At 71.6% G+C, this 18,242-nt stretch carries 20 protein-coding genes; 12 read left to right on the forward strand and 8 right to left on the reverse strand.

Features of this window, described 5'->3' with window-relative positions:
- Positions 1-80: 80 nt before the first annotated feature.
- Positions 81-434, forward strand: coding sequence for a VOC family protein (locus tag OG472_RS38685; RefSeq protein ID WP_405833759.1), 354 nt, complete (start codon positions 81-83; stop codon positions 432-434).
- Positions 435-543: 109 nt separating this feature from the next.
- Here the strand turns inward: OG472_RS38685 and OG472_RS38690 are convergent, their stop codons facing one another.
- Entirely contained in the window at positions 544-2,229 is a 1,686-nt protein-coding gene (locus tag OG472_RS38690) for a PKD domain-containing protein (RefSeq protein WP_405942742.1), read from the reverse strand.
- A gap of 207 nt (positions 2,230-2,436) precedes the next feature.
- Positions 2,437-3,081, reverse strand: a complete 645-nt coding sequence (locus OG472_RS38695) for a dihydrofolate reductase family protein (RefSeq protein ID WP_401606289.1) — start codon at positions 3,079-3,081, stop codon at positions 2,437-2,439.
- Between the two features lie 249 nt (positions 3,082-3,330).
- On the opposite strand from OG472_RS38695, the gene OG472_RS38700 reads away from it, so the two are divergent.
- Entirely contained in the window at positions 3,331-4,470 is a 1,140-nt protein-coding gene (locus OG472_RS38700; protein ID WP_401606292.1) for a PP2C family protein-serine/threonine phosphatase, read from the forward strand.
- A gap of 25 nt (positions 4,471-4,495) precedes the next feature.
- Here the strand turns inward: OG472_RS38700 and OG472_RS38705 are convergent, their stop codons facing one another.
- A complete protein-coding gene (locus OG472_RS38705; RefSeq protein WP_401606295.1) occupies positions 4,496-5,452 on the reverse strand; it encodes a hypothetical protein in 957 nt (318 codons plus the stop codon).
- A 242-nt stretch (positions 5,453-5,694) separates the two neighbouring features.
- Here OG472_RS38705 and OG472_RS38710 point away from each other — a divergent pair, with 242 nt between their 5' ends.
- Positions 5,695-6,456: a hypothetical protein gene (locus OG472_RS38710; protein ID WP_405833767.1), complete on the forward strand. Its 762-nt coding sequence runs from the start codon at positions 5,695-5,697 to the stop codon at positions 6,454-6,456.
- Between the two features lie 121 nt (positions 6,457-6,577).
- Positions 6,578-7,186, forward strand: coding sequence for an endonuclease (locus OG472_RS38715; RefSeq protein WP_401606300.1), 609 nt, complete (start codon positions 6,578-6,580; stop codon positions 7,184-7,186).
- 48 nt (positions 7,187-7,234) lie between these two features.
- Here the strand turns inward: OG472_RS38715 and OG472_RS38720 are convergent, their stop codons facing one another.
- The gene (locus tag OG472_RS38720) at positions 7,235-7,456 is read right to left on the reverse strand and encodes a hypothetical protein (RefSeq protein WP_401606303.1); all 222 of its coding nucleotides are present in this window, start codon (positions 7,454-7,456) and stop codon (positions 7,235-7,237) included.
- Positions 7,457-7,665: 209 nt separating this feature from the next.
- On the opposite strand from OG472_RS38720, the gene OG472_RS38725 reads away from it, so the two are divergent.
- Together OG472_RS38725 and OG472_RS38730 are read left to right on the forward strand one after the other, a co-directional pair.
- Positions 7,666-8,082, forward strand: coding sequence for an ATP-binding protein (locus OG472_RS38725; RefSeq protein ID WP_405942743.1), 417 nt, complete (start codon positions 7,666-7,668; stop codon positions 8,080-8,082).
- A 173-nt stretch (positions 8,083-8,255) separates the two neighbouring features.
- Positions 8,256-9,443 carry a glycoside hydrolase family 64 protein gene (locus tag OG472_RS38730; RefSeq protein ID WP_405942744.1) on the forward strand — a complete coding sequence of 396 codons (1,188 nt, stop codon included), beginning with the start codon at positions 8,256-8,258 and terminating at the stop codon, positions 9,441-9,443.
- A 9-nt stretch (positions 9,444-9,452) separates the two neighbouring features.
- Here OG472_RS38730 and OG472_RS38735 read toward each other — a convergent pair whose 3' ends face one another.
- Together OG472_RS38735 and OG472_RS38740 are read right to left on the reverse strand one after the other, a co-directional pair.
- A complete protein-coding gene (locus OG472_RS38735; RefSeq protein ID WP_405833773.1) occupies positions 9,453-9,782 on the reverse strand; it encodes a hypothetical protein in 330 nt (109 codons plus the stop codon).
- A gap of 115 nt (positions 9,783-9,897) precedes the next feature.
- Positions 9,898-10,686: an SDR family NAD(P)-dependent oxidoreductase gene (locus OG472_RS38740; RefSeq protein WP_401606314.1), complete on the reverse strand. Its 789-nt coding sequence runs from the start codon at positions 10,684-10,686 to the stop codon at positions 9,898-9,900.
- Positions 10,687-10,760: 74 nt separating this feature from the next.
- Here OG472_RS38740 and OG472_RS38745 point away from each other — a divergent pair, with 74 nt between their 5' ends.
- The 6 genes from OG472_RS38745 (at position 10,761) to OG472_RS38770 (ending at position 15,996) form a co-directional block, all read left to right on the forward strand.
- A complete protein-coding gene (locus OG472_RS38745) occupies positions 10,761-11,402 on the forward strand; it encodes a TetR/AcrR family transcriptional regulator (RefSeq protein WP_401606317.1) in 642 nt (213 codons plus the stop codon).
- Positions 11,403-11,698: 296 nt separating this feature from the next.
- On the forward strand, positions 11,699-13,234 hold the full coding sequence (locus tag OG472_RS38750) for a sensor histidine kinase (protein WP_405833779.1): 1,536 nt from the start codon (positions 11,699-11,701) through the stop codon (positions 13,232-13,234).
- Positions 13,235-13,240: 6 nt separating this feature from the next.
- The gene (locus tag OG472_RS38755) at positions 13,241-13,648 is read left to right on the forward strand and encodes a roadblock/LC7 domain-containing protein (RefSeq protein ID WP_383578087.1); all 408 of its coding nucleotides are present in this window, start codon (positions 13,241-13,243) and stop codon (positions 13,646-13,648) included.
- Positions 13,645-14,004: a DUF742 domain-containing protein gene (locus OG472_RS38760; RefSeq protein WP_383578088.1), complete on the forward strand. Its 360-nt coding sequence runs from the start codon at positions 13,645-13,647 to the stop codon at positions 14,002-14,004. Before OG472_RS38755 ends, OG472_RS38760 begins: the two co-directional genes overlap by 4 nt.
- Positions 13,985-14,605 (forward strand): GTP-binding protein, encoded by a 621-nt coding sequence (locus OG472_RS38765; RefSeq protein WP_401606324.1) that lies wholly within the window; start codon positions 13,985-13,987, stop codon positions 14,603-14,605. The genes OG472_RS38760 and OG472_RS38765 overlap by 20 nt, the downstream gene beginning before the upstream one ends.
- Positions 14,602-15,996, forward strand: a complete 1,395-nt coding sequence (locus OG472_RS38770; RefSeq protein ID WP_405833782.1) for a cytochrome P450 — start codon at positions 14,602-14,604, stop codon at positions 15,994-15,996. Before OG472_RS38765 ends, OG472_RS38770 begins: the two co-directional genes overlap by 4 nt.
- Before the next feature lie 55 nt (positions 15,997-16,051).
- On the opposite strand, the gene OG472_RS38775 is transcribed toward OG472_RS38770, so the two are convergent.
- Complete coding sequence (locus OG472_RS38775) at positions 16,052-17,080, reverse strand: terpene synthase family protein (RefSeq protein ID WP_405942745.1); 1,029 nt, start codon at positions 17,078-17,080, stop codon at positions 16,052-16,054.
- A gap of 164 nt (positions 17,081-17,244) precedes the next feature.
- Complete coding sequence (locus OG472_RS38780; protein WP_405942746.1) at positions 17,245-18,162, reverse strand: methyltransferase domain-containing protein; 918 nt, start codon at positions 18,160-18,162, stop codon at positions 17,245-17,247.
- Between the last annotated feature and the right edge of the window lie 80 nt (positions 18,163-18,242).

Here is an 18,242-nt window from a genome sequence, read left to right on the forward strand (position 1 = left end):
GCGTCAGTTTCCATCGGAGCAGACGATTTTCGGGCCGTTCCTGACGAGCGGTCGGGTCGCCGTCCTGGCACGATGGCGGCATGGAACGCGTGCTTGGAATCGGTGGGTACTTCATGCGGGCCGCCGACCCGGCGGCCCTGGGCGCGTGGTATCGCGACTGCCTGGGCCTGGACACCGACGCGCACGGCCTGTGGCGTCAGGAAGCGGGGCCGACGGTGTTCGCGACGTTCGAGTCCGAGACCGACTACTTCGGGTCCCGGGCCCAGCAGGCCATGCTCAACTTCCGGGTCCGCGACCTGGACGCGATGCTCGCGCAGCTGCGCGCCAAGGGTGCGGACGTGGCCGAGGAAGCGCAGGACATGGAGGGTGTCGGCCGATTCGGCTGGGTCACCGACCCCGAGGGCAACCGGATCGAGCTGTGGCAGCCGGCCTGACCCCGTATCGGGGCCGCTCGGGCGAACGCCGTGCCGGGCGTTGCCGCTCCGGGAGGACGCGCACCCGGCAGAGGGGGGTGGCCAGCACGTGCTGGCCACCCCCCTGGAATCACTTCGACTGGTAGACGCCGAAGACGTCGAGCACCAGGTCGGCGTCCTGGTAGCCCTGGTTCCAGAAGGTGATGACGCCGTGGTCGCCGTCGCTCGCCTGCACCAGGTTCGGGACGGTCGCGCCGGCCGTCCAGTTCAGGGTGGAGGAGCCGGGGCGCGGCCCGGCGGGCGCGGCGGGTGCGCCCTCCGCCGGCAGCGGGTAGGCGCTCGGCGCCACCGAGAGGTATCCGGTGCCGCCGGTCTCGGTGACGGTGGTGTTCAGCACGTAGGCCTCGACACCCGTCGCGGCTTCGGGCGTGAACCCCTGCGTGATGTACTCCCGGGCCCGGAACCTGCCGCCGGGCCAGCCGTAGGCCTCCACGCGGGTGTCGAGCGTCCGGAACGGGGTGAAGGGCAGGAAGGCGGCCTTGCTGTCCTTGCTGTAGTAGCCGACGACGTCGACCACCACGTGGGCCGGCATCCAGGACCCGTTGAAGACCTTGATCGTCCCGTCCGCGGCCACCGGCACGATCACCGCATTGGCCACCGTCTGACCGGGCACGAAGTTCAGGTTCGACGCCGTCGGGACCGCCCCGTCGCCGGAGTAGGCGGTCAGGTGGCCCGGGCCCTCGGGTTCGGTCACCGTGACGTTCAGCGCCACGGCCGTGATGCCCGGAGGCACGCCCTGCAGTCCGCCGATCCGGGTCGTGAAGGCACTGCGCGCGGCGAGCCGGCCCCGGGACGCGCCGAGACCCTCACGGGTGTCCACGAACCGGGCGGGTGTCATCGAGGTGTAGCCGCCGGCCGAGGCCCGGGTGAAGTAGCCGGTGACGTCGGCGATCAGGTCGACCGGCGCCGGGCCGCCGTTGTAGAGCTCCACGTACCCGTCCTCGCCGACCGGCACGATCACCAGGTTCGGGACGGACCGGCCGGCCGTGTAGTTCAGGTTCGAGGTGCCCGGGCGTTCGTAGCCCGTGCCGGGCCACGCGGTCACGTACCCGCTGTCGACGGTCTCCGTGACCGTGACGTTGAGGGCGACCGCGGTGACGCCCGCCGGGACGGCGGCGTTGCCCGCCACCTTCACCCGGACGGAACCGAGCCCGGCGACCTTGACCGCGGGCGCGCCGGTGCCGTTGCGGGTGTCGAGGAGGCGGGTCGGAGCGTGCGGGGTGAAGTCGGAGCCGGGGGTGAGGAAGGCACCCCCGTTGACGGCCTGGACGGCATTGGCGGTGTCGGTCACCGTCACCTTCACCTGGTACTCGCCGGACTTGTCGTACGTGTGCGAGTGGTGCAGCTCGGCGGTGCCCTGGGCGGTGAGCGTGTCGGTCTTCCCGTCGCCCCAGTCGATGACGACGCCGAGCGCGAAGTCGGCGCTCGTGATCAGGGTGGTGAGCTCGATCCCGTGCGCGGTGTAGCTGGTGCCGCTGACGTCCACCGCGAGGGCCGGGTTGGCCCCCGCGTCCGCCGCGGCCACCGTGGCCTGCGCGGTCTGCGGTGCGGCGGCCTTGGCGTTCGCCTTGCCGTTCGCCGCGGCGGCGCCGGGCAGGGTGGTACGGATCGTGCGGTCGGCCGGGCTGTGGAAACCCTCGGAGGTGGATGCCTTGGCTATCGCCTCGGCCACACCGGCCGCGACGGGTACGGGATCCGCGGCCTGCGCGGTGCCCGGGATGATGCCGAGACCGGCCGCCACGAGGGCAGCGGTCATTACGAGTCGGTGGTTGCGCACCGGCCCCCCAGTTGTGGTGATGAGCGAAGAGGGGCCAACGTATGGAAGGTTCCGGCCAAGGGTCACGAGGATCTGGCACGATTCACTCCATAGGGGCCAATGCTTTACCGGCTGTGCGGTTTGTGATCGACAGGAGGCCGTCGGGACCGCGGCCCGCGGGCGGGCCCGTACAGGCGCGGGGCGGCCTCAGCCGTCGCTTCCGACGCCGCGATCGGGTGCGCTCATGTCCCCCGTCGCGGGAATGCCGTCGGCGAGCCCGTAGCGCAGGTACACGGTGCCCTTCGGCCCGGCCGCCGGGGGTGCGAGGAGCCTGACGTTGGTGGGCACCGCGCCGTCGTCGAACACCTTCTTCCCGACGCCGAGCACGATCGGGTGCACCCAGAGGTCGAGCCGGTCGAAGAGCTTCTCGCGCAAGAGGGTCTGCACGAGGTTCAGGCTCCCGACGACCTTCACGTGCTCGTGCCGGTCACGGATCTCACGCACCGCGGCGCCGAGGTCCGGGCCGAGCTGCGCGGACCCGGCCCACGAGAGGTCGGGCCTGCCGCGGGAGGCCACGTACTTCGGGACACCGTTGAAGAGCGTGGCGATCTCGCCGTCCTCGCCACCCTTCTGGTGGGGCCAGTAGGCGGCGAAGATGTCGTACGTCCGCCGGCCGAGCAGGAGGGCGTCCGTGCCCTCGTACGCGGCGCCGACCTGCGCCCCGGCGACCTCGTCCAGCAGGGGCGCCTGCCAGCCGCCGAACGGGAACCCCACCGGGTCCTCGTCGGGGCCGCCGGGCGCCTGCCCGACGAGGTCGAGGGTCGCGAACAGCTCGATTTCGATGAGGCCCATGGCTTGCTCCCGATGAGTCGGTTGTCTCCGTCAAGAGATAGACCCGCGGGCGCCCGCAGACTCATCGCCGCGACGGACCCCGGTGTGAGGCGACCTGGTCCGGGTTGCTGGCGCCCTGCTTGCGGACAGTTTCCGTCCGCAAGGGAGGAGGTTGATCAGCGACGGCGAGGTTCGGTGGTGCGGGCCATCGGGCGGTCGGCTCTGTCCGTCAGAGCGCTATGCCCCCATTGCGCAGATAGTCTGGGAAGTGTGATCGAGTCCGGACGGCCGCGACTCCGTCGGCGCTACGGCCCGGGGAGGCTTGTACGGCTGTCACCGGTCATTCTGACCATCGTGATCGCCAGCTTGGCCTACGGCACTCCGCGGGAAATGGCCTTCAGTCGCCTCCTGCCCGCGGCGCCGGCCCTGGCCGCCGCCATGTGGCCGGTCCTCCCCACCGTCCTGCTGGGGACGGTCTGCCTCTTCCTGATGATCGGCCTCGGCTTCCTCTTCCCCGACCTGGGAACGTGGTGGACGGCCGCGGGGATCGTCGCGGTCACCGTGGCCGCCGCGTACGGAAGCCATGTCCGGCTCCAGCGGGAGCGCACCCTCTTCCAGGTACGGCTCGTCGCCGACGCGGCGCAGCAGGTGGTGCTGAGCCCCATGCCACACCGCATCGGGAACATCGAGATCGAGTCGCTGTACCTCGCGGCCGCGGCGGAGGCCCGCATCGGCGGGGACTTCTACGAAGTGGTAGACACTCCGTACGGGGTCAGACTGCTCATCGGCGACGTGCGGGGCAAGGGCCTGCCCGCAGTGGGGGCCGCCGCGGCGATCGTCAATGCCTTCCGGGAGGCGGCCTTCGGCGAGACCGACATGGTCAACGTCGCACGAAGACTGGACGCCAGCAGCACCCGCTACAACGCCGCCTTCCCGCCGGAGGGGCCGATGGAGCGCTTCGCCACCGCCCTTCTCGTCCAGATCCCGCACGAGGGCAGTCGTATCGACATCCTCAACTGCGGACACCCCCCGCCACTGCTCCTGAACCGCGGGAGACTCCGTGTCCTCGAGTCGGACACCCCCTCGCCACTGCTCAGCCTCGCGGAGCTGATCGGCGATCGCTACACCGTCGACACCTTCGATTTCGCGGCCGACGATCTGTTGCTCCTCTATACCGACGGGATCGCCGAGGCCCGCGCACGCGATGGCGAGTTCTTCCCGCTCACCACCTGGATGAGCCGACAGCCCCCGACACCGCCCCGCGAACTGCTCACGGCTCTTCACCGCGACCTCGTCCGCTACAGCAGGGGACGCCTTGACGACGACATCGCCGCCCTCGCCGTACGCCTGTGCGAGTCCTCAGGTCGGAGCCCCGGAGTCCCGGAGCCAGGAATCCCGGAGTCCCGGTGAGCGGCCCGCACCCTGGTGGCCGGTGTCACTCGGCCGGGGCCGCGTGTGGGCTCCGGGTGACCGGGGGGAGAGCCAGGCCGGTGGGGGTGTTGAGGCCGGTGGAGTTCAAGGTGCTCTGGGTGCCGTTGGGGAGGACACGGAGGACACGGTTGTTGAAGGCGTCGGCCACGTAGAGGGTGCCGTGGTGGTCGACCGCGAGGCCGAGCGGGCTGCTCAGGCCGGAGGTGGGGACCGTGGTCTGAGCGCCGGTGCCGGAGGCGATCTTCACCACGCGGTTGTTGCCGCTGTCGGAGACGTAGAGGTCTCCTGTGGTGCTCAGGGCCAGTCCGGTGGGCTGCGAGAGGCCGGTCGTGGGGAGGGTGGTCTGGCCGGTGCCGTCGGCCGGCACCTTCACCACGCGGTCGTTGACGAAGTCGGAGACGTAGAGGTCCCCGTCGGGTTCGAGGGCCAGGCCCCAGGGATGCAGCAGTCCGGTGGTGGGGACCGTGGTCTGGCCGGTGCCGTCGGCGGGCACCTTCACCACGCGGTCGTTGAAGCTGTCGGCGATGTAGAGGTCACCGACGGGATCGACGGCCAGGCCGAGGGGGCGCGAGAGGCCGTCGGTGGGGACGGTGGACCGGCCGCCCCCGCCCGGGAGCAGCCGCACCACGCGGTTGTTGCCCGTGTCGGAGACGTAGAGGCTGCCCGTACGGTCCCAGGCCAGGCCCGTCGGGCGTACCAGGCCGTCCAGGGGGAGGGTGGTCTGGCCGCCGCCGTTGGACAGGGTGACCACGCGGTTGTTGCCGTAGTCGGACGCGTACAGCGGCAGGGAGGTGTGCGGGCGGGCGTCGTGGGGCTGGGGGACGCCCACCGCTCGCGCGGGCAGCACGCACAGGAGCAGCAGTCCCGTGACGGCGGCGAGGCGGCGGGTCAGCGGCCGGCGGATCCGGCGGGAGGGTGCCGGAGGCTCTTGTCCGTGCGAGTCGGCCGGGACGCGTTCCACGATTGACCCACCTCTTCCGCAACGGCCGGCAGTACGTCGTGCCGACCCGGTCCGTCGACCCTAGGCGGCAGCTGCGCGTGGCTCCGGAGCCACGCCATCGGCGGCGCCGCGGGCCACTCCAATGCGCTGCCGCCTCGCTGGTGGCTCCTGCCGGGTGCCATGAGTACGCGTACTCATGCGTTCGCGCGGGGGAGCCGGGAGTGTGTGGGGGAGGAGCGAGCAGGCATGGCAAGGGGTGGGGAATGGGAGCGAGGCGCGGCCTGGGCGCCGGCGTGGTGGCCGTCGCGGGCGCCGTGATGGTGGCCATGACCAGCGGGTGCTCGACGTTGCCCGACGCCGACGAACTGCGGGCCATGGCCACCACGGACGGCGCACAGCTGAAGCGGGACTCGGCAGAGGCGCGTATCCGCGCCCTCAGCGAGCGGTTCGACCAGGTCGAGGGGTTGCGGTACGGATACACGGTGCTCGAGGACGAGTGCACCGGCCCCAGTGACGGGGGTTTCAAGAAACAGGCCACCGTTCACCTGATGACCTGCTCGATGAGTGTGAGCACCATTTTCGGGGTGGAGGGTGACGTCACCGACGTGCTGCGGCGCATCGACGACGCGGGCATCACGCAGTGGACCCCCGATGTCAACGGCCCTGGAAGTCCCTCCTCGGGCACGCTCGAGTACGCGCTGCAGTACCACCGGCTCGGCGGTGTGTTCCCTGACGGACTGCTGATGCCCGCACCGTTCCTCGCATCCGAGAACAAGGCAATCGGCATCGGATGGGACCATCCGCCCCGGCCCGGAGAGCGGGCGGAGTCGGGGCAGGTCCAGACCGTGGGCTCGTCCGTGTGTCCGCCGGATGCGGCGGTCTACTCGCGGTGCCTCACCAGCCCCGAGCGGCCGGACACCATAGCGGCCCTCCGCGCCCGATACGGAGCGGTTCTCACCGTCACGGTCGGGCCGGCTGCCGGCGGTGGGACCTACTTCACCGTGCCGCGCCCGAAGGCCACGTAGGAGGCACGCACCGAGACCACCGCACTATGGTGTGGCCGGTCGGTCGGTGCGGGACGCCGCAGACCCCGGCCGCGCGCCGCCCGCGGGGCGGCCCGCGTACGTACGGCAGGGAGAGACCGGCATGACGCAGCGCACCACGGTCCGCGATCTGCTCGACGAGCACGGGCGGACCCACGCGGCGGAGGCGGGCATCCGGCTGCGCAGCACACCCGCCCCGCTCTACCAGCTCCTGACCCTCTGCGTGCTCTTCTCGGTGCGCATCCAGGCCGGCATCGCGGTGGCCGCGGCGCGCGAGCTCTTCGCGGCGGGGATGCGCACGCCCCGGGCGATGGCCGCCGCTTCCTGGCAGGACCGGGTGGACGCCCTCGGCCGTGCCCACTACCGCCGCTACGACGAGAGCACCGCCACCGCGCTGGGGGAGGGGGCGCAGCTCCTCCTCGGCCGCTACCGCGGAGACCTGCGCCGGCTGCGCGACGCCGCCGACGGGGATCCCGGCCGGATCCGCGCACTCCTCCAGGAGGTCCCGCGGATCGGACCGGTCGGAGCGGACATCTTCTGCCGGGAGGCCCAGGGCGTGTGGCCCGAACTGCGGCCCGCGTTCGACAGCCGCGCCCTCCACGCCGCCGCCGCGCTCGGGCTCCCGAAGACACCCGCCGGCCTGGCCCGCCTCGTCACGGCCGAGGACCTGCCGCGGTTCGCGGCAGCCCTGGTCCGGGCCGAACTCTCCTGAGGAACCGGACCGGCGGCAGCGCCGGGGCTCCGGCCGGCCGTGGTCCGGTCACCACTCGGGATGCACGTCGTGGCTGTCGTAGCGCACGCCGGAGGCGGTGACCCAGGGGCGGAAGCGGCCGGGGCCGGTGCCGTCGTGGGCGTACGCGACCGGTTCGAGGGTCTCGTCGGTGACGATCACGGCGCCGGCCTTCTGGGCGCTGCGCAGGGCGTGCGTCCAGTGCCGGCCGCGGTGGCCGGTGCGGTAGTCGGGGGTCTTGCACTCGGACATCGGGTCTCACCGCCTTGATACGGCCCGGTTCGGCTGGTACCGGGAAGCACATATACCCAGATATGCCTCACTCGAACAATTGATCGCCCATGTTTCGGTCGTGGGCGGGCACGCGAGTGGGGAGGGCGGGGAGCGGGCAGGTGCATCTAGGTAGGTGTTGAACGTCCACACCGTACGTTCTCCGATACGAGGCGTCTGGAGCCGATTCCATGCCTCTTCCTCCGATCCCCCCGACATCCCCGATCCTGCACATGGAGCTGACCGGCGGGGCGGCGCCGGGCGACGCCCGGCGTGCGGCGCACGACTTCCTGGGGCGACCCGTGAACGGGGCCCCCGCGTTCCCGCCCGTTGCGCTCGACACCGCCCTGCTGGTGATCAGCGAGCTCGTCACCAACGCCGTACGGCACACCTCCGGCGGATGCGTGCTGGACCTCCACCTGACGGCCGGCGGCGTCGACGTCGCGGTCACCGATACCAGCAGCGCCGAGCCGCGGCCCCGGCAGCCCGGTCATCAGGGTGAAGGCGGGTGGGGGTGGCACCTGGTCAACCGGCTCGGAAGCCGCGTCGAGATCCGCCACCGCGGTGAGCGGGACGGCAAGACCATCCACGTCTACGTCCCCCGCTGAGGCGCGCCGCGCCGGCGTCCGGCCCCTACCGCCTGCGCGGCCGAATGCGCGATTCATTGACAGAAGTTGAACGCAATCAGATGCTGAGAGCGCTCTCAGGCTTCAATGCATCCATTCATCCATGCTCGTGTCCGTCCCTCCGGCCCGCGAGGCTCCCCCCAAGGAGGAAATACGTGTTCCGCTTATCGAGACTGCTCGTGTCCGGAGCCGCGGCACTGGTCGTCGGCGCCGGCCTGCTGGTCGCCGGTCCGCCGACATCCGCGGAGGCCGTGCCGGCGACCATCCCGCTCACGATCAAGAACAGCTCGGGACGCAGCGAGCCGGTCTACGTCTACAACCTGGGCACCGTGCTCGCGACGGGCCAGCAGGGCTGGGCCGACGCCAACGGTTCGTTCCACCCGTGGCCCGTGGGCGGCAATCCCCCCACCCCCGCACCCGACGCGTCGATCACGGGTCCGGCCAACGGGCAGACGAAGACGATCCGGATGCCCAAGTTCTCCGGGCGCGTCTACTTCTCCATCGGCCAGAAGATCGTCTTCAAGGTCAGCACCGGTGGCCTGGTGCAACCGGCCGTCCAGAACCCCTCCGACCCGAACCGCAACATCCTGTTCAACTGGTCCGAGTACACGCTCAACGATGCCGGCCTGTGGATCAACAGCACCCAGGTCGACATGTTCTCGGCTCCGTACGCGGTGGGCGTGAAGTCGGCAGGCGGCACGGTCGGCAATACCGGCCGGCTCAAGCCGGGCGGCTACAACGCCGTCTTCAACCAGCTGCGTGCGGCCGGCTGGGGCGGACTGATCCAGAACCGCCCCGACGGCACCCCGCTGCGCGCCCTCGCGCCCGGTCACGGCATCGAGGCGGGCGGAATCCCGGCCGGCGTGATGAACGACTACGTCAACCGGGTCTGGGACAAGTACAGCTCGTCCACGCTCACCGTGACGCCGTTCGCGAACCAGTCGAACACCAAGTACTACGGCCGGGTCTCGGGCAACGTCATGAACTTCACCAACGGCTCGGGCGCCGTGGTCACCAGCTTCCAGAAGCCGGACTCCGACAGCATCTTCGGCTGCTACAAGCTCCTGGACGCCCCCAACGACCTCGTCCGCGGCCCGATCTCCCGCACCCTGTGCGCCGGCTTCAACCGGTCGACGCTCCTGACCAATCCCAGCCAACCGGACGCGAACGGCGCCGGCTTCTACCGTGACGCCGTCACCAACCACTACTCCCGCATCATCCACGGTCAGATGGCCGACGGTAAGGCGTACGGCTTCGCCTTCGACGACGTGGGTGCCCATGAGTCGCTGGTGCACGACGGCAACCCGCAAGAGGCCTTCATGACGCTGGAACCGTTCAACTAGGTCCCGGGCTCAGTGGCTGTGGCGCGCGCCGTGCTCCAGCCACTGGGGTCGGCCCGCACCGGCTCCACGGCCGATGAAGATCGGGGGAGCGTGTTCGCCCGGTCCGGTGGCGGTGAGGGGAATGCCGAGGCTCTGGCACATCCGCTGGGCGCGGGCCAGCGCGCTGAAGGTCATGGGGGAGGGGGTGCCGGTCGGCAGCTCGATCGTGACCTGGGAGGGGCGGTGCGCCTGGACGAGGGACTCGATCTGCAGGGCCGCGGCGGACCGGTTGGTGACGTTCAGCTCCTGCAGGATCTTCACGTGCAGGGTGTCTGCGGCGATGTGGTGACTGATGACCATGCTGCGCCTCCCGCACACCGGGACCCGGACGGCACCGGCGGTGTGCGGTGCCCGGGTACCAGTGTCGCGCAGGAGCGCCCGAGCGGACGAGCGCGGAGCCCGGCGAAGGGCCCGGTCAGGCCTTGAGGGCGCGCCCCGCCACGGCCAGGGCGAGGCGGCGGGGAGCCAGGGCCGAGGCCGTGGCGGAGAGCCGGTTGCCGAGGCCGACGACGATGCTGGCCGGGGTCTTGCCGCGGTCCAGCGCGCGGCGCGCCGCGGTGACGACCTGCTCCGGGGTGGCCATCCGGCCCACGGCGGCGTCCCGGCTGCCGACGACGTCGAAGAACTCGGTGTGGACCGGCCCCGGCGAGACGGCGAGCACCCGCAGGGAGGAGGCGCGCGTCTCGTACGCGACGGCCTCGGTGAAGTTCAGGACGAAGGCCTTGGTGGCGCCGTAGACCGCCATCGCAGGGGTCGGCTGGTAGGCGGCCGCGCTGGCGACGGTGACGAGGGCGCCCCGGCCGTCGGCCGTCAGGCCGGGCAGGAACTCCCTGGTCAGTTCCGTGACCGCGAGCACATTGAGCTGGATCATCTCGCTGATCCGGGCGGGGTCCTCGCCGGCGAAGGGCCCGTGGCTGCCGAAGCCGGCGTTGTTGATCAGCGTGTGGACCGGTACGCCGAGTGCGTCGAGCTCCGCGTGGAGTGCCGCCGCGGCACCGGGCCGGGCGAGGTCCGCGGCGATCGGGCGCGCCCTGACCCCGTACCTGCGCTCCAGGTCCGCCGCCAGCTCCTCCAGCCGGTCGACGCGCCGGGCGACGAGGACGACGTCCGCTCCGCGCTCGGCCCACTGTCGGGCGAACTCGACGCCGAGGCCGGCGCTGGCCCCGGTGATCAGGGCTGTGGTTCCGCGGTATGTCATAGACATGGTTCGGCGCTCCGTTCCGGGACTCCGGCTGATGGTCGATACTTAGAATGTAGGCAGAGCCAACATTGTTGTCAATGACAACATCGGAGGAGGAGACCGCCTTGGCCGACGCCGATGCGCCCTATCACCACGGCAACCTCAGGGAGGCCCTGCTGGTGCGTGCGGAAACCGTGCTCGCAGCGTCGGGGGCGGACAGCCTCTCCCTCCGTGCCCTCGCACGGGACCTCGGCGTCAGCCACGCGGCGCCGGGCCGCCACTTCCGCGACCGGCAGGCGCTGCTGGACGCGCTCGCCGTCAACGGCTTCACCCGGCTCAACGAAAGCCTCCGGGCCGCCGTGGGCGGCCCCGGCCCCGTCGCCGACCGGCTCGCCCGCATGGGCCGTGCGTACGTGGACTTCGCCGTCGCGCACGCCCCGCTGCTGAGTCTGATGTTCACGGCCAAGCATGCCGACCACTCCAGCGCCGAACTCCGCGAGCTCGGCCACCAGAGCCTGGAGATCGCCGCCGAACTGATCGCCCTCGCCCAGCAGGAGGGCGTCGTACGGGCCGGAGACCCGGCCCGGCTCGCCCAGGTCGCCTTCTCCGTGGTGCACGGCCTCGCGTCCCTGGCCGTCGGGTCCCTCCTCGAGGACACCCCCCTGGACGAGGCGACCGACCTGGCCCTCGACGTCCTGCTCACCGGCCTCCGCGCAGCCGATCCCGCGCCGCGGCCCTAGCGCATTTCCCTCCAGGACGCCACCGCAGAAGAAAGCGACGCGGCCGGAACCGATCGGAACGGGCGGGTGGGTTCCCGTCCGGCGAGCGGGGCCGGCGCGCCTTCCACCTCCCGCTACGCCGCCTCTCGCCGCGGACGGGCGCTTTGACTTGCCGAAATTCGGCGTCGCTTGTGGCGCATAACGGTTCCTCCGGTCCGATGAACTCCAAGGAAAGCCCGCGTGCGGGAAGTTGGGCGTAGTTATGCTCCCGCCCACCGGTCAGAAGGTCCCCCCTTTTCGATAGTTCGAGGACGCCGATGGAGCAAAGAGACATTCCCCCCGAAAGTGCCCACGTGGAGGGCAGAGCAAGCCGGATGCTGCCCTCGATCGCGGTCGTGGCCGCCGCCTGCCTGGCCGGGGCGCTCGCTTCCTCCTCGGCACCGCTCGGCACCGCCGTGATCGCCGTGGGTGCCCTGTGCACCGCAGCGGTCTTCGTCGAAGCGCTGCGGCGCGGCCGCGCCCTCGCCGCCGGACGCGCCCAGGTCGCGGCACTCCAGCACGTTCTGGCCCGGCAGGAAGCCGAGGCGGCCCGGCTGTCCGAGGTGGTGCTGCCCGAGGCCATCGAGCGACTGCGCAAGGGCGAGCTGGCCGAGGAGGTGCTGACCGCCCTGGGAGGACGCGGCGGCCACGGCAACCGCTGGGGCGACGACGAGGCCCTGACCCCGCGCTTCAGGGCCGCCCTGCAGGCCGTGCTGTCCCACGTCGTCGACGCGGTCGACAACGAGGAGAGCCTTCGCGACTCGGCGCAGCGCGCCTTCGTGAACGTCGCCCGCCGCGTGCAGGCGATCGTCCACCAGCAGGCCCACGAGATGCGCGAGATGGAGGACCGGCACGGCAGCAACCCGGACGTGTTCGGCGACCTCCTGCGACTCGACCACGGCACCGCCCTGATCGGCCGGCTCGCCGACTCCATCTCGGTCCTCGGCGGTGCGCGCCCCGGCCGCCAGTGGAGCAGGGCCGTCACCCTCTACAGCGTGATGCGCGGTGCGATGTCGAGGATCATCGACTACCAGCGGGTGGAGCTCCACTCGGTCTCCGAGGTCGCCGTCGTCGGCCCGGTCGTCGAGCCGCTGATCCACACCCTGGCGGAACTGCTGGACAACGCCACCCGGTACTCGCCGCCGCACACCCGGGTCCACCTCACGGCCGTCGAGGTGCAGTCGGGCATCGCCGTGGAGATCGAGGACGGCGGCCTGAGCATGAGCGAGGAGGCCCGCGGACGGGCCGAGAAGATGCTCGCGCAGGCGCAGTCCGGCATCGACCTCAACGACCTGGGCGAGACGCCGAGGCTGGGCCTCGCGGTGGTCGGCCGGCTGGCGCAGGCGTACGGGTTCCAGGTGTCCCTGCGCTCGTCCGCGTACGGCGGCGTCCGCGCCGTGGTCATCGTTCCGCAGCACCTGATCACCACGGCCTCCTCCGCGACCGGTCTGGCCCACGGCATCGGCTCCTCCTCGGGTCCCAGGGCCGTGGCCGCCACACCGCGCGAGCACCCCTTCGACCGCTCGCCGGCGGGTGTGTCCGCGCCCCGGCCGGCACCGGCTCCGGCGCGCGGGCCGGCGCCCGTCGGCGCCGCGCAGCCGGCCACCGAACGCACCGCGACCGGCCTCCCGCAGCGACGCCGGAAGGACCGTGCCACCACCTTCGACGTCCGGCCGGCCGCGGAGCCGCAGCCGGCGGGCGACCAGGGCCCCGGAATGTGGCTGGAGGCCTTCCACAGCGGACTGTCCGGCGCGCCCGGCCACGACGCGCCGGGCGCCGAAGGCGCGCCGGGTTCAGCGACCAAGGGGGCGTAAGCAGTGATGACCCAGCGAATCAGCAGCATGGACTGGATGCTCAAGGACCTGGCCGCCGGAGTGCCGCAGACGCGGCACGTGATCGTACTGTCCGCGGACGGGCTCTGCGTGGCGCAGTACGGGGCCGAGACCGACACGGCCGACCGCCTGGCAGCGGCCTGTGCGGGCCTGCAGAGCCTGGCCGGGGCGGTGGCCGCGGAGCTGCCGCGCTCAGAGGGCAGGATGCGCCTGGTCGTGATCGAGATGGACGGCGGGTTCTTCTACCTGATGGCCGCCGGCGACGGCTCCTATCTCGCGGTCCTCGCCGACGAGGGCGTGGACGCGGGCCTGATGGGCGCGCAGATGCGCAACCTGGTGACCCGAATGGGGGAGCACCTGAGCAGCCCGCCCCGACATGACGGGCAGCCCGCGTGAATGAGCCGCCCACAAGCTGGGAGGACCGCAGCCCCGAACGGCTCTACGTCATCACGGGCGGACGCAGCGGACCCTCCACCGCCGTCCATCTGGACCTCGTGACCTTAGTCGTGGCCAAAGGCCCCGCCCGGCCGGAGATGCAGCCCGAGCAGGCGGCCATCCTGCGGATGTGCCGGTCACCGCTGTCGGTGGCCGAGATCGCCGCGTACGCAGGCCTGCCCGTGAGCGTCGTCACCGTGCTGGTCGGAGACCTGATGGCCGCTCAGCGCGTGTACGTCCGCCCCCCGGTTCCCGCCGCGCAGCTACCCGACCTTGCTCTGATCGAGGCAGTGATCGATGGACTTCAGAAACTCTGACCCGCCCGCCGGGCCGCGCGAGGCGGACATACTCCCGCAGACGGCCGCGGCCGCCGTGAAAGTCGTCATCGTCGGCGGATTCGGCGTGGGCAAGACGACGATGGTCGGTGCGGTCAGCGAGATCAAGCCGCTGACGACCGAGGAGACGATGACCAGGGCCGGCGTCGGCGTCGACGACACCTGGGGCGTGGCCCGCAAGATCACCACCACCGTGGCCATGGACTTCGGCCGCATCAGCATCAACGACGAACTCGTCCTGTACCTGTTCGGAACACCCGGCCAGGAGCGCTTCTGGTTCCTGTGGCGCGGGCTCTTCGAGGGCGCGCTCGGAGCGGTCGTACTCCTCGACACCCGGCGGCTGGAGATCAGCTTCGACGTCATCGGACGGCTGGAGGAGCGGGGCGTCCCCTTCGTCGTGGCCGTCAACTCCTTCCCCGGCGCGCCCGAGCATCCGCTGGAGGAACTGCGCCAGGCCCTCGATCTGCCCCCCGCCGTCCCGATCCTCGTCTGCGACGCCAGACGGCGGGACTCGTCCCGCGATGTCCTGCTGACCCTCATGCGCTACCTGCACTCCCAGGCAGCCACCCAGGAGGCAATGTGAGCACCACCCCCACCCCACCGCCCGAGTGCCCCGCCCACGCGGCGGCGACGGCGGGCGGCCTGTACCGCCTCCACGGAGCGGAGGCCCAGGCCGATCCCCTCGCGTTGTACGAGAAGCTGCGGGCCGAACACGGCGCGGTGGCCCCCGTACTGGTGAGCGGGGACCTGCCGGCCTGGCTCGTCCTCGGCCACCGGGAGAACCTGGACGTGGCGCGCACGTCCTCGCGCTTCGCCCGCGACCCGCGGGGCTGGCGCGACATGAGAGAGGGCCGGGTGCCTGCCGACACCCCGCTCGGCCCCATGGTCTCCTGGGTGCCGGTGTGCAACTTCACCGACGGGCCCGTTCACGAGCGGCTGCGCTCGGCCGTGGTGGAGTCCCTGGAGCGCTTCGACAAGCGCGGCATCCGCCGCTACGTGACGCGCTTCGCCAACCAGCTCGTCGACCAGATCGCGGCCGAGGGGTACGCCGACCTGGTGTCCGCCTTCTCCGACCAGCTCCCCATGCTGGTCATGACGCAGCTCATCGGGGCTCCCGACGAACACGGGCCGCTGCTGGTCAACGCGGCACGCGACATGCTCCAGGGGACGGAGACGGCCCTCCAGAGCGACCGCTACGTCACGACCACGCTGGAGAACCTGGTCGTCGAGCGCAAGGCCAGGCCCGCCCGCGACCTCGCCTCCTGGCTGCTCGAGCACCCTGCGGACCTGACCGACACCGAAGTGCTCATGCACCTGCGCGTCGTGCTGATCGCGGCCTACGAGACCACCGCCAACCTGATCGCCAACACGCTGCGGACCGTACTGACCGACCCGCGCTTCCGGGCCAGCCTCTCCGGAGGCCACATGACCCTGCCCGACGCCCTGGAGCAGGTCCTGTGGGACGACCCGCCGATCAACACGATCATCGGGCGCTGGGCCACCGGTGACACCCTGCTCGGCGGCCAGCAGGTGAAGGCCGGCGACATGATCCTGCTCGGGCTGGCCGCGGGCAACGCCGACCCGCAGATCCGGCCGGATCCCGACGTCTCCGTCCACGGAAACCGTTCCCACCTGGCCTTCAGCAGCGGCCCGCACGAGTGCCCGGGCCAGGACATCGGCCGTGCCATCGCGGACACCGGCATCGAGGTGCTGCTGGACCGGCTGCCCGACCTCCAGCTGGCGGTCGACGCGAGCGAACTGCAGTGGCGCGGCACCCTCATGTCACGCCACCTGCTGTCCCTGCCCGTACGGTTCGCCCCGCGCTCCGTGCCGAATGCGGAGCCCGAGGCCGAGCAGCCGGCCGGGCACCCCGTTCACGCGCTCATCCCGCCGCAGCCGACGGCGGCGCCCGCGGTCGCCGGCCGCCGACGGCGCGGCGTCAGCTGGTGGCGGCGGCTGCTCGGCCGCCGCTGACCCGCACCCCGTACCGAGGGCCCCGGCCGCACACGGCCGGGGCCCTCGGCATCGCTCAGTCGCGTACCTGCCGCCACCAGGAAGCGAGGGCCGGCACATCCGGCGGCTCGGTTCCGGCGAAGCTGGGGGCATCGGCGAACCGGACCGCGAACCGGGCCTCCGCGAGAGGCAGTTCGTGCCGGTTGCGCGGGCTCGCGTACCGGGGTGCCCGGCTCTGCCAGGCGATGGAGCCGGCGACGTAGTGCCCCAACGCGGCCAGGTGGCGGCGCAGTTCCCCGTTCGCACCGGCGGGGCCGTCCGGGCCGTCCGGGCCGTTCTCCAACTGCGCCCGCAGCCGGGTGAAGAGGACCATCACCCGGTCACGCAAGGCCACCGCGAGCGGCACCGCCTCGGCGGGGGAGCAGTTCTCCTGCCGGGCGAGGACGTTGACGAGGTTCACCTCCCGCGGCTCCAGGTGGTCGTCCTTGTCGTAGGAGAACAGGTCGTTGTCCGCGCTGACGACGAAACCCGCCGCGTCCGTCAGTGCCGTCAGAGCGGGGGAGCAGAGCACCTCCGCCGGCAGCCGGTCCCCGCGTGCGGCGTCGGACCAGGTCAGCGAGAAGCGCGTACCGTTCGCCAGCGGCCCCATGGCGACGAAGTCGTTCAGCCCCGGCATGGTCCCGGCCTCGGCCTGGGCGGCCCGCCAGGCCGCCCCGAGCAGCCAGTCGCGCGTCCCCTCGACGAACCTGCGCAGCTCGTGGGGCGTCAGCATGGCATGGGTGCGGCCGACCAGGTCCAGCAGCGCGCGGGTCATCGGCCCGTCGGGCAGAACCGACGCCCCCGGGTCCTCGATGGTCCGCAGCAGTCGTACGCCGTGTTCGACGACGGCGCCCGTCCCCACCTCGTCGGAGCCCGAGTCCTGCCAGTCGTCGACGGCGTTGGCCCAGTAGTTCCACTCGGTGAACAGCAGGAGGACCTCCACGTCCCCGTCGGGGATGATGCGGCAGGAGAAGTCGGCGCTGTGGGTGGCCAGACCCCATGCGCGCTCGACCGGGTCCGGGTAGACGCCGAAGGCGTCCAGCCACTCGACCGCCAGGGCCTCCACCTGCTTCGCCTCGGGATGGACGAGGTCGCGCTCCAGGGGGCAGTAGAAGGACGGCAGGCGCGGGCCGAGGAGCGAAGGGCGCGGTGACGGCGACGTTGTGGGTGGGGGTGGGGGTGGGGGTGGGGGTGGGGGTGCGGGTGCGGGTGTGGGTGCCGGTGACGCCGTCATGGGCGGCCACCGATCCGGAAGCGCAGGAGCCGCGTCTGCACCGCGTGGTCACGCCAGAGCCGGAAGAATCTGCTGTGTGCGAGCGTCGACTGTTCGAGCCGCTCGCCGGTCCACGCGCCGGGCACGATGCCGGCGCCGGCGCGGAGCCGGTCGAGTTCGGCGGTGTTCCACGCCATGGACTGCACCCAGAACTCCGCCACCGAGTCCGTCACGTCCTCCTCGTGCACGAGTTCGAACCCGGCCGCCTCGGCCGCGGCCAGGTACTCACCCAGCAGTCCCAGGCGCGTTCTGTAGTAGCCGTCGATGAACTCGCGCCACTGGGAGCGACCCGCGAAATGCTCCTGGATCCCGAACCATCCACCGGGCTTCAGCGCCTTGGCGACGACGTCGAAGAGCCGGGTCCGGTCGGTGTAGCCGCTGCTCTCGTTGGCGTAGACGGCATCGTACGCACAGGTCTCGTCCAGGTCGTGCACATCCGCCAGCACGGGCTTCACCCGCTCGTCGACCCCGGCGCGCCGGGCGAAGTGCCGGACGATCGGGATGTGTTCCTCCGCGATGGTGAGGCTGGTGACCGAAGCCCCGTGCTCCTGCGCCCAGTACAGCGACGTCCCGCCCAGGCCGCAGCCGATGTCCAGCAGCCGGCGGGGCGGTGCCTCGTACGCGCCCCACGAGCGGGCCGCGTGCTCGACGATCCGCTCCTGCGCGTCCAGCATGCGCTGCTGCAGCACGCTCTGGGAGACGGTGGTGTCCGGCGGACCGTCCGGGTACAGCCCCACGTGGAAGTGGACACGCGGGCCCGGGCCGTACTTCTGCAGGATCTCCTGTGTCTTGTGGCTGTAGTAGAGCCGTATGGGATCGGCCGCCGCCGAACGCCGGTCGCCGGCTAAGGACGATACGAGGGGGGTGACGCGCATGGGGTGTCCGCCCTTTCGTGGGGTAGGGCTGCCTCCGGGACACGCTGTCACCGCTCTCACCGCGTCCCGTACGGCACACT

This window comes from Streptomyces sp. NBC_00207, assembly GCF_045160965.1.
In the GTDB taxonomy this organism is placed as follows: Bacteria; Actinomycetota; Actinomycetes; order Streptomycetales; family Streptomycetaceae; genus Streptomyces.